A 13,033-nucleotide genomic window follows, 5' to 3' on the forward strand; every position below is an offset into this window, starting at 1 on the left:
CCCTCCTAAACGCGTGCGAACGGCCGCTCATGGCGGCGTTGGCAGGCCATGCAGCGGTTGGCGGTCGGGTAGGCCTGGAGGCGCGAATACGGTATTGCCTGCTGGCATTCGGTGCAAATGCCGTATTGCCCATCTTTCATGCGAACCCTGGCAGCCTGGATGTCCGCAAGTTCCGCACGGTAATGATTCAGCATCGCGTCATCCTGCTGCTGCATGGCTTCGTCGTCAGCGTGATCGACCTGGTCTTGCGCCTCAGGCTGCTTCGGTGACGCAAGCGGCGTATCCGCCGCTCCGACGGCAGCCCGAATTCGCGCCTCATCAGCTTCCAATTGCGCGACGAGTGCCGCCAGTTCCCGTCTTGTCAGCGTTTGCATGAATCGTTCTCCTTGGGCATGGACTGCAACCGCCGGAATGGAAAAGATGTCCGACAGATTTGCGATCCGGTTCAGGTGCGGGTCGACGGTTACCAGCCAGTCGAATTGGTCAGAAAGCAATGCCGCGAAGTGGTGGGGGGAAACGATCTCCCCCGGAGAAAAGACCTTGTCCTGCCGCATATAGGGCAGGTACGGCGCCACCAGGCCAACCCGACTGCCCCGTTCTCAAGGGCTGCCGCGGCTAGCGAATGTCGCCTGTCAGCAGCCAAGACTTGTCGGGCGGCGATCCCGCTATCCTGCCTTCCCTTCGGCGCCGCCGGCAAGGTGGTCCCGGAACCAGTTGCTGGCAAGCCTGGCCACCAGCTCCATCGCGCCGGGCTCTTCGAACAGATGCGTCGCACCGGGAATCACCTCCAGCCGCTTCTCGCACGTCATCCATGCCGCCGCACGGGCGCTGAGGTTCACCACGACAGGGTCGGCTTCACCGACGATCATGAGCAGTGGGGAGGCCAACCGGGAGAGCGCCTCATGGCCAGCCAGATCCACACGTCCGCCCCTGGACATCACAGCGTCAATGTGCATGCGCGCCGGCGGGTCGGCTGCGGCTCGTACGGCCGCGGCAGCACCGGTGCTGGCACCAAAGTAGCCCAGCCGAAGGCTGCGCTGCCGCGCCAGACTTTTCACGGACTGTGTCGCCGCCCTCAGCCTGTCGCTCAGCAATGCGATGTCGAATCGGCGCCTGAGGCCAACATCTTCATCGGGGGTCAGCAGGTCAAACAGCAACGTGCCGATGTCTGCGTCATTCAGCATGGAAGCGACCAGGCGATTGCGCGGGCTGTGACGGGAACTGCCACTCCCGTGCGCGAACAGGACAAGTCCGATTGGTGCTTCGGGCATGGCCAGGTCTCCCTGCAGCGCCACGTCGTCTGCGTGGATCAATACCGGTTCCGACGCGATAAGTTTCATTTGCGCCCCCCTTTCTTGTCGGTGCCCAGGGTCAATCTCTGTGCCAGCTCACACGCAATTCGGTTTCCGCATTGTCATAGTCGATCGCAAGCTTGCCATGGTATGCATGATGTACGGCATTGCCGATATCTCGTGCCATATGGACGCCCGTCGTGACGATGACCGTGCCCTGCTCATCCGAGTCCATGGACATCACACGCTCCATCGGATGCTGCGCACGTAGTTGCGCTTCACGGTGCCGGACAAGCGCCAGGATCTCCTTGCGATGCGCGGTCTCGAAGCCGCCACCGAGTACTACCCGCGCAGCCGGTACTCCGTCCGCGATGCGCGCGCACGCCGAGCACACGAGGCGCGCCGCCCCCGGCGGTACCGCACGCCATTGCCAGTGCCCCCGCATGAAGACGGCGTGGCAGACTGGGCATGTCGCAAGTCTCGGCGCTGCGGAGGGTTGCTTGTAGCGGTCCGGAATGTGCTCCACCGGAAATGGGATCCAGCGCACGGGACGGACCTTGACGGACTGGGCTCGGACTTTCATGTAGGACTCCTCGAATCAGGACAATCTGCAGCTACGTGGCAGGCCGCGCCCGCCTCGGAATGCGCCATGCGTAGCGGAATTCACTCGTCTTGGCAGTCGCCACGACGACATTCGCCGGGCACACAGAACTAAGCTATGCGAGCGGCGGGACTAAGACTTAAGCTGGATCAAGGGAGATGCAGACGCCCAATTCCCAGCCGCTCGCCAAGGGCTCGCGGAGCACAAAAGCAGCACCTTTGCATTTGCACGTCCGTTGATACGGAACAATCAGCGTCGCCACGGCTTTCCTATGTTTCAAGCGATCACAACCCAGTGTCGGACAAGGCGTGACGTCGCTGTTGATCTTTCTGAACACCGTTGCATTCGTTGGTGAGGTGCTGACAGACGGGGCGCTGACTATGGAGTTCGCCCTGTGGCCGCCCCATGCCAACGGCGACGCGGACGGCGGCATTGGCTTTGCACCCTGGCAATTGCTGACCTATGGCTTCCTGCATGCCAATCCGGCCCATCTGGCGTTCAACATGCTCGGAGTGCTGATGTTCGGTCGGAGCGTCGAAGGCTGCCTGGGTCCGGGCCGGATGCTCGCCATCTATCTGGCCAGCCTGGTCAGCGCGGGGCTGACCCAACTGACCGTTCTGGGCTACATCGCCCCGGCACACATGCCGACAATCGGCGCATCGGGCGCCGTGTTCGGCTTGCTGCTCGCCTATGCGCGACTCTTCCCGCGACGGATCGTGGTCCTGCTGTTCCCGCCGATTCCCATGCCGGCATGGCTTTTCGCAACGGTATACGCCGTGCTGGAACTATTTCTCGGGCTGTCCGATACCCGTACCGGTATCGCGCACTTCGCGCACCTTGGCGGCATGGCGGCTAGCGCCCTGCTCCTGTGGCAATGGCATGTGCGAGCAGAGGCGCAAAGCTGACCGCCCCGGCACGCCTGGCATCGATGAGCCGTTGATCTCTTGCGTTGCATCAAGAAGCTCACCGCCTTGGCGCCTACGGTAGAGCGATGAGCAACCCTGGGCAATCAAGGCGGAGTCGCGATGTCCGATAAATCTCTCATCTTCCATCAGAGCGCAAGGCGCATGATGCTTCATGGTGTGGAACTGCTGGCGCGGGCCGTCAAGGTGACGCTGGGACCGGGCGGCCGCAATGTCATCGTGGAGCGCCACGGCATGGTGCCCCTGGTGGCCAACTCGGGCGTGGTCGTGGCCAAGTCGGTGTCGCTGCCGGACCCCTTCGCCGATATGGGCGCCCGACTGCTTTGCGAAGCGGCGGTGCGCACCAGCGAAATCGCCGGCGATGGGACCACCACGGCTACGACGCTGGCCCACGCGATCGTGGCGGAGGGTGTCAAGTACGTCGAGGCTGGTCACGACCCCATGCAACTCAAGCGGGGGATCGAAGCTGCCGGCAAGGTGATTTCGGAGTACCTGCTCGCGAATGCGAAACCGTGCGGCAGTACCGAGGAAATGCGCCAGATTGCGACCATCTCGGCCAGCGGCGACCACACCGTCGGAGCACTGGTCGCCCAGGCCGTCGAACACGTCGGCAAGGATGGGGCAATCAGCGTCGAGGACGGATCCAAGCTCGACGACGAGCTGGACATCACCGAAGGGGCACTCATCGACCGCGGCTACCTGTCGCCGCTGTTCGCAACCACCGAGAGTCGCGCCGTCGTCCTCGAATCACCGCTAGTGCTGCTCTGCGACGCGAGCATCTCGTCGATCGCACAATTGCTTCCAATCCTGGAAGCCGTCACCCGGGCGGGAAGGGCACTGCTGGTCATTGCCAACGATGTAGAAGGCGAAGCGCTCGCCACCCTGGTGGTCAACAACCTGCGGGGCGCACTGAAGAGTTGCGCGGTGAAGTCACCCGGCTTCGGCGACTCGCGTACCGAGCAGCTAGCCGATCTTGCGGCCCTCACCGGCGCAACTGTGGTCTCGCCCCAGACCGGCACGTCCCTTGAGCATGTCGGCCTCGAGCAGTTGGGCGAGGCCAGGCGAGTGGAGATCAGCAAGGATGCCACCACCCTTATTGGCTCCGGTGCCGACGCGGGCCGCGTGAAAGGGCGGATCGCCGCCCTGCGCGGCCGGCTCTCCGAGGCCCGTTCGGACTACGAGCGTGAAGGACTGTTGCGACGCATCGCGCGGCTGACCGGTGGAGTCGCGGTCATCAAGGTCGGCGCGGCGACGGAGAGCGCACTGCACGAGCGCAAGAACCGGTTCCAGGATGCCATGCATGCGACCCGGGCCGCCGTGGACGAAGGCATCGTTGCCGGCGGAGGCGTGGCGCTAATACGTGCCCGTACCGCGTTACAGGCGTGGCAGGCACCCAATCCGGAGCAGGCCGCCGGTGCGCGAATTGTCCACGCTGCGCTGGCCGCGCCCATGCGGCAGATCGTCGCCAATGCCGGAGCGGACGCCGACGCGGTGGTCCACCGTGTATGCGAGGGCTCTGGAACGCTTGGCTACGATGCCGGCGGCGAGCGCTATGGCGACATGTTGGAACTGGGGGTCATCGACCCCGTCAAGGTCGTGCGCACTGCGCTGCAGAATGCCATTTCCATCGCATCTTTGTTGCTCACCACCGACTGCATGATTGCCCTGGAGCGCGCTCCTTCCATGTCGGCCGAGGGAGCCGCACGAGGGAGCGCCATGTTCGGTGAGGAGTACTGAGCCCTTCCCTCGGCCAGTTCGCCGATATGATCACGCCGGGCGGGCGGCCAGGGCAAGACCCTGGTCGCCGGGTATCGCGCGTCCGGCTCAAAGATCGACCCGGATATTGTTGTCCACTGAAATCACCCCGGGCGCGGACCACGCGGCGTTGTACGCGGCCTCGCGCTCGGCCCAGGTGCGCAGGCTCCCGCCCAGCTTGACGTCTCCCTCCGAAACCGCCACGGTCACATGGCTCGCATCCACAACCGCCTGACGCTGGATCGCATCCCGGATCCGCTGGCCGAGGTCACGCTGATCCACCATCGGTCGGACGGCGATGGCGTTGGTGACACCTGTCACGCCGAACAGACCCGCGACAGCACGCTCGGCCGCCGTGCGCTGGTAATTCCAGTCGACGTCCCCGGTCAGCGTGATCACGCCATGCTCGACCAGGATCTTGATGCGATCGCCGGGCACCATTGCCTGCCAGGACAGGACATTGGAAGCTGCCCGCGCAATGTCACTGTCGGTGCGCCGGCAGTCGTCCGGCAGTCGCACATCCAGTTCAACAGCCAGTGCCTTGACGCCGGGGATTCGCTTCACCGCGGCTTCGGCTGCGTACTTCTCGGCGAAATTGCGCAGATGCCCAGTGAGCGTCACCACGCCGTCGGCGACCTGCACACCGATCTCGTTCGCGTTGACCGACGGGTCCCAGGTCAACTCTTCGATCACGTCCTGCTTTAGTTGGATATCGCCTTTCATGTTTGTCCTCATATCGTAGGTGTGCGGCTGCGTGTTGCGCCCAGCCACAATCCAGCGTATGCGGTGAGTCCCGACGCCGGTTGATATGTATCATGGAGCCGGCGTTGGGCCGTCCCAGGCCCCTCCAAGGGCGAGCAACAGTGCCACGTCCTGCAGTCCCTGCGGGCGAGCCTGAATGTGGCCGATGCTGTCCATGGCGTCCTGGCTGACGGACCTGGCATCAATCTGTCCACGACTTGTGCAGTTTGTCGTACTGGCCCTCCACCGTCTTTAGGCTCGCGGCTGCGGCGTCGACCTGTGCCTTCGCCACCTCCAAAGTTTCCTTGCCGCAGGCTGTGCTAGCAATTGCGCGAGCCGGGCATCAGCGGCATCCGCCTGCGCGGACTGCTGCTGCGCCAGCGCGCGTTGGACCGAGTCTGGTGGTCAGCAGTTCGTCGCCGCGCTTGGGCCTGACCCTCCCGGACGGCGATCTTGACCACGGTGCCGGTCACCTCAGGGTAGACATTGACGCTGGCCCCGCTGTCCTGTTCGCTTTCCATGATGCCGTTGGCGTAGATGTCACTTCCGCCGGCGTGCAGCACCGGTACCGGCATTCTTGAGGTGAGTCAATACTGTTGCGTGCCTTCCACCTACTCTGTCCACAGGCGCAAAGGACTTTTCCTGCGCCGTCCTACGGATGACAGGAGGTGTCCATGTACAGGAGAATTCTCGTTGCGGCGGACGGCAGCCATGCATCGCGGCTGGCGACCCTGCAGGCCATCGAGATGGCCAAGGCGTGCGACGCGGAAGTGAAGGTCATCTACGTCGTCGACGATAGCGAAGCGCTGCTCGGCGTCGCCTTCATTGATCGCGAGAGCCTCCTGCGCAACATAATGGCCTATGGACAGGAAGTCCTCGACGGATGGTCAAAACTGCTAGGCGCTACGGGCGTGCGCCATTCCGTGGCACTACTGGACAAGCCCATCTCAAAGGGCCGCATTGCCGAGACCATCCTCGCACAGGCGGATCAGTGGGATGCCGACCTGATTGTCCTGGGTACGCACGGGCGGCGCGGATTCCTTCGCGTCGTCATGGGCAGTGTGGCTCAAGGTGTCGTTCACCAGAGCAGCAGACCCGTACTGCTGGTGCGCAGTCCTGCGGAATATTGACGAAGTCGCCCATTGGAAGGGCCGGGGTGCCTGTATCAGGGCAGCGGGCGCCCTCGCCCAGGCGTGGTCCGCTCTTCATCCGCATGACGCCTGGCCCAGCGATGCGCCTGGGCGATAGCGATGCGAATCGCCATGCCATCTGCGTACCCCTCATTCAATAGTTGTTCATCGGGCGCGCCCGACCCCGAAGGATGAAGCGGGCTTGCGGCCCATGCGTTGCGATGGGATGGGCATAAGATGGCGTCTGGTAACGGCAACGAGGTCGGCTTTCGCGTGGTGCCCCGAGCCCGTTCAATAGTTGGACCCGCAGCCCTGCGAGCACCCCGAATTGCGACCACGGGTGGTAACACCCCGGAACGCGCCTAGTAGATTTCGACGACGAGGGCTGCTGCCGATGCCGTTGACTCTGGCAGGAGGCTCCATGCAAGTACTCTATCCCCGTTGTGCCGGACTCGACGTCCACAAGGACACCATTGTGGCCTGTGTGCGCTGTGTCTCGGCGCCCGCACATCACGAAGTGCGCAGCTTTGACAGCACCACCGCCGGCCTGCTGGCGCTGGCCGACTGGCTGGCGCTGCACGGCTGCACCCACGTGGCCATGGAAGCCACCGGGGTGTACTGGAAGCCGGTGTGGCACATCCTCGAGGGCAACTTCGAGTTGGTGCTGGCCAATGCCCAGCACATCCGCAACGTGCCCGGCCGCAAGACCGACGTCAATGACGCGATGTGGATTGCCGATCTGCTCGCCCACGGCTTGATCCGATCGAGCTTCGTGCCGCCGGCCGCCATCCAGGAGTTGCGCGATCTCACGCGCACCCGCAAGCAACTCGTGCGCGAGATCTCCCAGCACAGCCTGCGTATCCAGAAAGTGCTCGAAGACGCCAACCTCAAGCTGGGCAGCGTGCTCTCGGACGTGCTGGGACACAGTGGCCGGGCCATGCTCAAGGCGATTGTCAACGGCGAGGCCGATCCCGAGCGGCTTGCCGCGCTGGCCCAAGGCAACGCCCGAAAAAAGCACGCCGAACTGTGCGAGGCGCTGCGCGGACGCATTACCGAACACCATCGCACGATGCTCAAGCTGCATCTGGATATCATCGGTGCCCTGGAGCACACGCTCGCCGAGCTCGACGCCGTCGTGGGAAAAGCGCTGGCGCCGATCCGACAACGCGCCCGCCTGCTGACCACGATCCCCGGGGTTAGCGACTTGACCGCTCAGGTCCTGTTGGCGGAGATCGGCGTCGACATGACGCGCTTTCCCGATGCTGGCCATCTGGTGTCTTGGGCGGGCCTGTGTCCGCGCAATGACGAGAGCGCCGGCAAACGCCGCAGCACGCGCGTGCGCAAGAGCGGTACCTGGCTCAAGACCGCCCTGGTCACCGCCGCTTGGGCCGCGGTGCGCGTCAAGACCAGCTATCTCCGTGCCCAGTTCCTGCGCATCAAAGCCCGGCGCGGCGCCAAGAAGGCCATCCTCGCGGTGGCTGCTTCCATGCTCACCGCCGCTTACCACATGCTCCGGGATGGTGTGGAGTACGCCGACCTTGGCCCCGATTACTTTGACCGCCATCATGCCGAGAAAACCATTCGACGCCTGCTCAAACGTCTCGCCGACCTTGGGTGCCACGTCGATCCCATCGCTCATGCTGTCTAACGCTTCTTAGTAGCGCATTGGCAATCTCGATTGCCTTCTCCCGGACGGCCGGCTGCAGGTTCTTCATCGACGAGGGATAGCTGCCTGAACTCCAGGGCATGATCAAACCTTCACACGAAGTCGAGGCCCGAGGGGCCTCGACTTCGCGCTGCCTGTCAGGACAGTTGCAGGTTGTCCACCACGGCAGCCACGCCTGGCGCGGACCACGCCGCGCCGACAGCCGCCAGGCGCTCTGCGCGCGAATCCACGTGGCCGCTGAGCGTCACCGTTCCGTCCCGCATCGATACATCGATATGCTTCGCCTCACGCTCGACATGCCGGCGCAATGCGGCTTCGATCCGCTCCACCACATCGGCGGGAGCAGTACGCACCAGCATCTTGATCTGGTTCGTGACGCCCGTCACGCCGCGCAGGTGCGACACGGTAGATTCGGCAAGCTTGCGCTGGTAGCCCCACTCCACTTCCCCGGTGAGGGTCACCCAACCCTTCTCGACACGCAGTTTGATGGCATCCGCGGGAACATGTACATGCCACTGCAGGGCATCGCTCGCGGCGGTAGCAATCGCTTCGTCGCTGACCAGGCTTGCAAGCCTGACATCCAGGTTCACCACGACCGCGCGCACGCCAGACACCTTCTCGGCAGCGCGCTCCGCCGCGAGTTTCTCCGCATAGCTGGGGAGATGCCCGCTGAGCGTGACAACGCCTTCGTGGACCTCGACACCGACGGCGGCCGCATCGATGGCAGGATCCCAATCCAGCTCTTCCGCGACCTCTTTCTTGAGTTGAAGATCAGTTTTCATGGATAGCATCTCATGATGCGGCGTGGTGGAACGGCGTCCGCCACGCCAATGCAGCGCCGAGGCGGCGATTCTGCGCCCCAGGACTCAGACACGAAGCGGTGACTGGGTGTGGCCGGAACGCTCGCGTTCCTGTTCGTTACGCACGATCGTGGAAAGCATGCCCCACTCCGCCGCCATCGCCCCGAGGATGTCGTCCATCGAGACGACGCCAACAATGGCCTCGCCATCCAGCACACCAAGTCTGCGGACACCATGGGACAGCATCAGCTGCATCGCTTCGGCGACGCTGTTATTCCGGTCAACGGTGACCAGGCCGCGCGTCATCACGTCGGCCACGGAATTCCGGCACGGATCGGCGCCCGCAGCCGTACTGCCAAGCACGATATCCCTGTCGGTCATGACGCCAACGACGCGCGTTCCCGACGGCGTTGCTTCCGTGACGATCAAGGACCCCACATGCTGGTCTCGCATCTGCACAGCAGCTTCCTGCAAGGTGCAGCCGAGCGGGATGTGGACTGGCTCCCGCGTACAAACCTCGTCGATTCTCATTGCCGCACTCCTTCTCGAATTCCTGCCTCACTTCACGGTAATCCGCTGCTGCGGCGAACTTTCCTTCTTGGGCAACACCACCCGCAGCACGCCGTTTTCGTAACTCGCGTCGACCTTGCCCTCATCGATGCTGGCGTCCAGCGTGAAAGCGCGCTGCATCGAACCGCTGTAGCGCTCCCGCCGGATCACGCGCTCGCCTTCCTTTTGCTCGGAAGACTTTTCCACCTTTGCGCTGATCATCACGGTCCCGCGGTCAACGGATACATCAATGTCCTCCTTCTTGACTCCCGGCATTTCCGCAGTCAATGTGTAGGCGTTATCCGACTCCGACACATCCACCTTGAACGCCAGGCCGGTATCCGCTGTACCTCGGAACGAGCGCAACATACCCTGCAGCATGTCGCTGATAGGCTCGACCGAAAAGGGCTCAAAGTGCCTGAGGTTGGTCATAGTGATCTCCTTGCTTGACTGAAACACAACCGGATACGCCGGCTGCTTTCAGATTGGCAGTTGCCAGGCGCCGCCGTTTGTTCTGCATCAAGATCGTTGCATCGGCCCATGTGGCGCCGGATCGACTTGCCCGTGCGGGAGATTTCGGCGCAGCGGTCAGGTAAACCTGACAATGCGGCCCGCAAGCCTGACACAAGTCTCAGCACTGCCTGATTTCGGAATGCTTTGCCGGCAACGATACTGGGTACATGAGAAACCGCACCCAGCCCCACGATCTGACTGTCTACGTTCTTGAACATGCGAGTCCGATCCGGATACGGCAATTGCGCATGCTCAAGACTGTCGCCGGTATGCAGGTGGTCGGCACGGGTACGGATCCTGATTCCGACTTGCCGGCAATTGAGGCGCTGCGTCCCGATATCGTGCTGGTCGGGCAGCGGACCGGACAGTCCTTGCGGCAGGTCCGATTGCTGACAGCGAAGCTGCCGGAGAGCATCGTGATTGTGCTCACCAATAGCGGGTTCTCGTTGATGCGGAGGGCCTGCCTGCGGGCCGGCGGGAGTTACTGCTTCGACAAGACGCTGGAAGTCGACGAACTGCACAGCGCACTGCTTGAGATCGCCAGTATGGGGCAGCGGAGCAGTGGACCATAGGAGTACCGGGTGTCGGGGCAGGCAGACATGCTCCGCAGCGCCCGCCATCTGGATCTGGAGACAACGATGTTCGGAACCAGCGATTCGCCTTCGACCGACCTGTCGCAGGATGAGGTCAACGCTCCCGTTGGCCATCATGCCAGCCGCGCCACCAACAGCGCGCCGAGATTGCGAGCCCAGTGTTCGAGTTGCATACTTAGGCATGTCTGCATGGCATCCAGCCTCGACGACTCCGACGTCATTCGCCTGGACAGCGTGGTGCGCAACTGGAGGACGATCAAGCAGGGACAGGCGCTCTACCGGGCCGGAGACCCGTTTCAGAGCATCTATGCGCTGCGCTCGGGTTCGCTCAAGACCGTGCTGTCCCACGCGAGCGGACGGGAATATGTCTCCGGCTTCTTCCTTCCCGGTGAGACCGTTGGGTTGGATGGCATCGCGACAGAGTTCCATACATGCGATGCGATTGCCCTGGAAGATAGCGCCGTGTGCGTGATCCCGTTCCATTTGCTGGAAACCCTTTGTCGCGAGGTCAAATCCCTGCAACAGCAGGTGCACAGGATGTTGAGCGCGGAGATCGTGCGCGAAACCGGCCAGATGATGCTGCTTGGCAACCTCTCGGCGGAGCAGCGGGTTGCCGCCTTCCTGCTCAACATCTCGGATCGTCTGCGGCACAGGGGCTACTCCGCGACCTGTTTTACATTGCGGATGACGCGCGAAGACATCGGCAGCTTCCTCGGCATGACCTTGGAAACGGCTAGCCGGACGTTGTCGCGCTTCCAGCAGGACGGACTGATCCGGGTCCAGGGCAAGCAGATCGAACTGCTCGATCTTGACGCCCTCGACAAGCGTTGAGTGCCCCATGGGTGCCGTCTGTATCGCCTGGCGGGAGTGCGCCAATGCTGGCCAATGAACTGCCGCTTGCCACGGACGACGGCCAAGCGGCCGAGCCGCTGATCTTCAAGCCGCTCGGCATCGATACGTGGCAGGAGCATGTGATCTACCTCCATCCGGACTGCACAGTTTGCCGCTCGGAAGGCTTTACCGCACAGGCTCGGGTCCAGGTGCAAATCGGCGACAGGCGCATCATTGCCACCCTGAACCTGGTAGGTGCGCCGCTGCTGGAAACCGCGCAAGCCAGTCTTTCCGCGAGCGCGGCGCTGGCGCTGGCGGCGCGGGCCGGCGACGTAGTCAGGATCAGCCATGCCCCGGCCCTCGAATCGGTACGTGCCTTGCGGGCAAAGATATATGGGCGTCGGCTGGATGGTGCCCAGATTGAGTCCATCGTCCGGGATATCTCTGCAGGCAGGTATCCCGATGTCCACATTTCGGCATTCCTGGCCGCATGCGCTGACGGCCGCATGAACGGTCGAGAGACCGTGGACTTGACGCGATCCATGGTCAATTCTGGCGAGCGGCTGGTCTGGGACCAGCCCGTGGTGGCCGACAAGCACTGCGTGGGTGGCTTGCCTGGCAACCGGACCACACCCATTGTGGTCGCCATTGCGGCAGCAGGCGGCCTGATCCTGCCCAAGACATCTTCGCGGGCGATCACCTCCCCGGCGGGTACCGCCGACACGATGGAGACTCTGACCCGCGTGGCACTGGACGCGGCCGAATTGCGGCATGTCGTGGAGCGCGTCGGCGCATCCCTGGTCTGGGGTGGCGCCCTGAACCTGAGTCCGGCGGACGACATCCTGATCCGCGTGGAGCGGGCGCTCGACATTGACAGCGACGCGCAGCTGGTTGCCTCCATCCTTTCCAAGAAGATTGCAGCCGGCTCCACTCATATCCTGATCGATGTGCCGGTCGGCCCCACTGCCAAAGTTCGCGAGGACAGGGATCTCGAGCGCCTCGACGCCGCCATGCGACATGTGGCCGACGCGTTCGGGCTTCAGATTCTGATGGTGCGCACCGACGGCACTCAACCGGTCGGCAAGGGCATCGGGCCCGCGCTGGAAGCACGCGACGTTCTTGCCGTCCTGCAGCGAACGGTGGCGGCGCCGCCAGACCTGCGCGAGCGATCACTGATGCTGGCAGGTGCCCTGCTGGAATTCTGCGGCGCGGTGCCGCCGGGGCAGGGTACGAGCACGGCCGGCAGCTTGCTCGACAGTGGCGCAGCGTGGCGCAAGTTCGAGACGATCTGCGAAGCGCAGGGCGGCCTGCGCATTCCTGGCGAGGCAATCTTTCGCCGGGACATTGTGGCGCCGCATAGCGGCACGGTCACCGCCATCGATAACCGCCACATTGCCCGCACCGCGAAGCTGGCCGGCGCACCTATGCGGCACGTCGCGGGCATCGAGATGCGGGTACGGGTCAACGACGAGATCCGCGCCGGGCAGCCGCTGTTCACCATCCATGCTCAGGCTTCAGGCGAACTGGACTACTCATGCAGCTATGCCCTGGCACACCCGGCTGTCTCCATCGCACCGCACTGACAAGGGTGTCCCGGATCGCCCCTGGGTTGCCCCGCGAGGCGCCCGGGCGCAAGGGA

Annotated in this window: 14 protein-coding genes and 1 pseudogene; 7 read left to right on the forward strand and 8 right to left on the reverse strand. The window is 63.6% G+C overall.

The genetic code is table 11. The annotated features are described in order from the left end of the window. Positions 1-5: 5 nt before the first annotated feature. From CupriaWKF_RS10090 to CupriaWKF_RS10100, 3 genes are all read right to left on the reverse strand, one after another. Positions 6-575, reverse strand: a complete 570-nt coding sequence (locus CupriaWKF_RS10090) for a TraR/DksA C4-type zinc finger protein (RefSeq protein WP_276097763.1) — start codon at positions 573-575, stop codon at positions 6-8. A gap of 90 nt (positions 576-665) precedes the next feature. Next, positions 666-1,340: an alpha/beta family hydrolase gene (locus tag CupriaWKF_RS10095; RefSeq protein WP_276097764.1), complete on the reverse strand. Its 675-nt coding sequence runs from the start codon at positions 1,338-1,340 to the stop codon at positions 666-668. A gap of 31 nt (positions 1,341-1,371) precedes the next feature. After that, a complete protein-coding gene (locus CupriaWKF_RS10100) occupies positions 1,372-1,875 on the reverse strand; it encodes a BCAM0308 family protein (protein ID WP_276097765.1) in 504 nt (167 codons plus the stop codon). 326 nt (positions 1,876-2,201) lie between these two features. Between CupriaWKF_RS10100 and CupriaWKF_RS10105 the strand changes: the two genes are divergently transcribed. Together CupriaWKF_RS10105 and groL are read left to right on the forward strand one after the other, a co-directional pair. Beyond that, entirely contained in the window at positions 2,202-2,798 is a 597-nt protein-coding gene (locus CupriaWKF_RS10105) for a rhomboid family intramembrane serine protease (protein WP_276097766.1), read from the forward strand. Positions 2,799-2,918: 120 nt separating this feature from the next. Beyond that, the gene (gene groL / locus CupriaWKF_RS10110) at positions 2,919-4,553 is read left to right on the forward strand and encodes a chaperonin GroEL (protein WP_276097767.1); all 1,635 of its coding nucleotides are present in this window, start codon (positions 2,919-2,921) and stop codon (positions 4,551-4,553) included. 87 nt (positions 4,554-4,640) lie between these two features. Here groL and CupriaWKF_RS10115 read toward each other — a convergent pair whose 3' ends face one another. Further along, positions 4,641-5,294 carry a BON domain-containing protein gene (locus CupriaWKF_RS10115; RefSeq protein WP_276097768.1) on the reverse strand — a complete coding sequence of 218 codons (654 nt, stop codon included), beginning with the start codon at positions 5,292-5,294 and terminating at the stop codon, positions 4,641-4,643. A gap of 229 nt (positions 5,295-5,523) precedes the next feature. Next, positions 5,524-5,851, reverse strand: a pseudogene (locus CupriaWKF_RS10120) (efflux RND transporter periplasmic adaptor subunit); the annotation flags it as partial. A gap of 135 nt (positions 5,852-5,986) precedes the next feature. On the opposite strand from CupriaWKF_RS10120, the gene CupriaWKF_RS10125 reads away from it, so the two are divergent. Both CupriaWKF_RS10125 and CupriaWKF_RS10130 read left to right on the forward strand, forming a co-directional pair. After that, the gene (locus CupriaWKF_RS10125) at positions 5,987-6,442 is read left to right on the forward strand and encodes a universal stress protein (protein WP_276097770.1); all 456 of its coding nucleotides are present in this window, start codon (positions 5,987-5,989) and stop codon (positions 6,440-6,442) included. Between the two features lie 421 nt (positions 6,443-6,863). Continuing rightward, positions 6,864-8,090 (forward strand): IS110 family transposase, encoded by a 1,227-nt coding sequence (locus CupriaWKF_RS10130; protein WP_276100749.1) that lies wholly within the window; start codon positions 6,864-6,866, stop codon positions 8,088-8,090. A 155-nt stretch (positions 8,091-8,245) separates the two neighbouring features. Here CupriaWKF_RS10130 and CupriaWKF_RS10135 read toward each other — a convergent pair whose 3' ends face one another. The 3 genes from CupriaWKF_RS10135 to CupriaWKF_RS10145 form a co-directional block, all read right to left on the reverse strand. Continuing rightward, positions 8,246-8,890, reverse strand: coding sequence for a BON domain-containing protein (locus CupriaWKF_RS10135; RefSeq protein WP_276097771.1), 645 nt, complete (start codon positions 8,888-8,890; stop codon positions 8,246-8,248). 84 nt (positions 8,891-8,974) lie between these two features. Next, positions 8,975-9,439, reverse strand: a complete 465-nt coding sequence (locus CupriaWKF_RS10140) for a CBS domain-containing protein (protein WP_276097772.1) — start codon at positions 9,437-9,439, stop codon at positions 8,975-8,977. A 27-nt stretch (positions 9,440-9,466) separates the two neighbouring features. Continuing rightward, positions 9,467-9,889 (reverse strand): Hsp20/alpha crystallin family protein, encoded by a 423-nt coding sequence (locus CupriaWKF_RS10145; protein ID WP_276097773.1) that lies wholly within the window; start codon positions 9,887-9,889, stop codon positions 9,467-9,469. A 248-nt stretch (positions 9,890-10,137) separates the two neighbouring features. Here CupriaWKF_RS10145 and CupriaWKF_RS10150 point away from each other — a divergent pair, with 248 nt between their 5' ends. From CupriaWKF_RS10150 to CupriaWKF_RS10160, 3 genes are read left to right on the forward strand one after another with little or no spacing between them, the layout of a single operon-like run. Further along, on the forward strand, positions 10,138-10,542 hold the full coding sequence (locus CupriaWKF_RS10150) for a DNA-binding response regulator (protein ID WP_276097774.1): 405 nt from the start codon (positions 10,138-10,140) through the stop codon (positions 10,540-10,542). A 27-nt stretch (positions 10,543-10,569) separates the two neighbouring features. Continuing rightward, positions 10,570-11,394, forward strand: a complete 825-nt coding sequence (locus CupriaWKF_RS10155; protein ID WP_276097775.1) for a helix-turn-helix domain-containing protein — start codon at positions 10,570-10,572, stop codon at positions 11,392-11,394. A gap of 44 nt (positions 11,395-11,438) precedes the next feature. Next, positions 11,439-12,977, forward strand: coding sequence for a thymidine phosphorylase family protein (locus CupriaWKF_RS10160; protein WP_276097776.1), 1,539 nt, complete (start codon positions 11,439-11,441; stop codon positions 12,975-12,977). Positions 12,978-13,033 lie beyond the last annotated feature (56 nt).

Origin of the sequence: Cupriavidus sp. WKF15 (assembly GCF_029278605.1) — a bacterium.
Classification (GTDB): Bacteria; Pseudomonadota; Gammaproteobacteria; order Burkholderiales; family Burkholderiaceae; genus Cupriavidus.

What these genes read in the sequence shown, in the direction of transcription:
- CupriaWKF_RS10095 (WP_276097764.1), bottom strand. Translation starts at nt 1,340, where the DNA reads ATGAAACTTATCGCGTCGGAACCGGTATTGATCCACGCAGACGACGTG.
- CupriaWKF_RS10100 (WP_276097765.1), bottom strand. Translation starts at nt 1,875, where the DNA reads ATGAAAGTCCGAGCCCAGTCCGTCAAGGTCCGTCCCGTGCGCTGGATC.
- groL (WP_276097767.1), top strand. Translation starts at nt 2,919, where the DNA reads ATGTCCGATAAATCTCTCATCTTCCATCAGAGCGCAAGGCGCATGATG.
- CupriaWKF_RS10115 (WP_276097768.1), bottom strand. Translation starts at nt 5,294, where the DNA reads ATGAAAGGCGATATCCAACTAAAGCAGGACGTGATCGAAGAGTTGACC.
- CupriaWKF_RS10125 (WP_276097770.1), top strand. Translation starts at nt 5,987, where the DNA reads ATGTACAGGAGAATTCTCGTTGCGGCGGACGGCAGCCATGCATCGCGG.
- CupriaWKF_RS10130 (WP_276100749.1), top strand. Translation starts at nt 6,864, where the DNA reads ATGCAAGTACTCTATCCCCGTTGTGCCGGACTCGACGTCCACAAGGAC.
- CupriaWKF_RS10135 (WP_276097771.1), bottom strand. Translation starts at nt 8,890, where the DNA reads ATGAAAACTGATCTTCAACTCAAGAAAGAGGTCGCGGAAGAGCTGGAT.
- CupriaWKF_RS10140 (WP_276097772.1), bottom strand. Translation starts at nt 9,439, where the DNA reads ATGAGAATCGACGAGGTTTGTACGCGGGAGCCAGTCCACATCCCGCTC.
- CupriaWKF_RS10145 (WP_276097773.1), bottom strand. Translation starts at nt 9,889, where the DNA reads ATGACCAACCTCAGGCACTTTGAGCCCTTTTCGGTCGAGCCTATCAGC.
- CupriaWKF_RS10150 (WP_276097774.1), top strand. Translation starts at nt 10,138, where the DNA reads ATGAGAAACCGCACCCAGCCCCACGATCTGACTGTCTACGTTCTTGAA.
- CupriaWKF_RS10155 (WP_276097775.1), top strand. Translation starts at nt 10,570, where the DNA reads ATGCTCCGCAGCGCCCGCCATCTGGATCTGGAGACAACGATGTTCGGA.
- CupriaWKF_RS10160 (WP_276097776.1), top strand. Translation starts at nt 11,439, where the DNA reads ATGCTGGCCAATGAACTGCCGCTTGCCACGGACGACGGCCAAGCGGCC.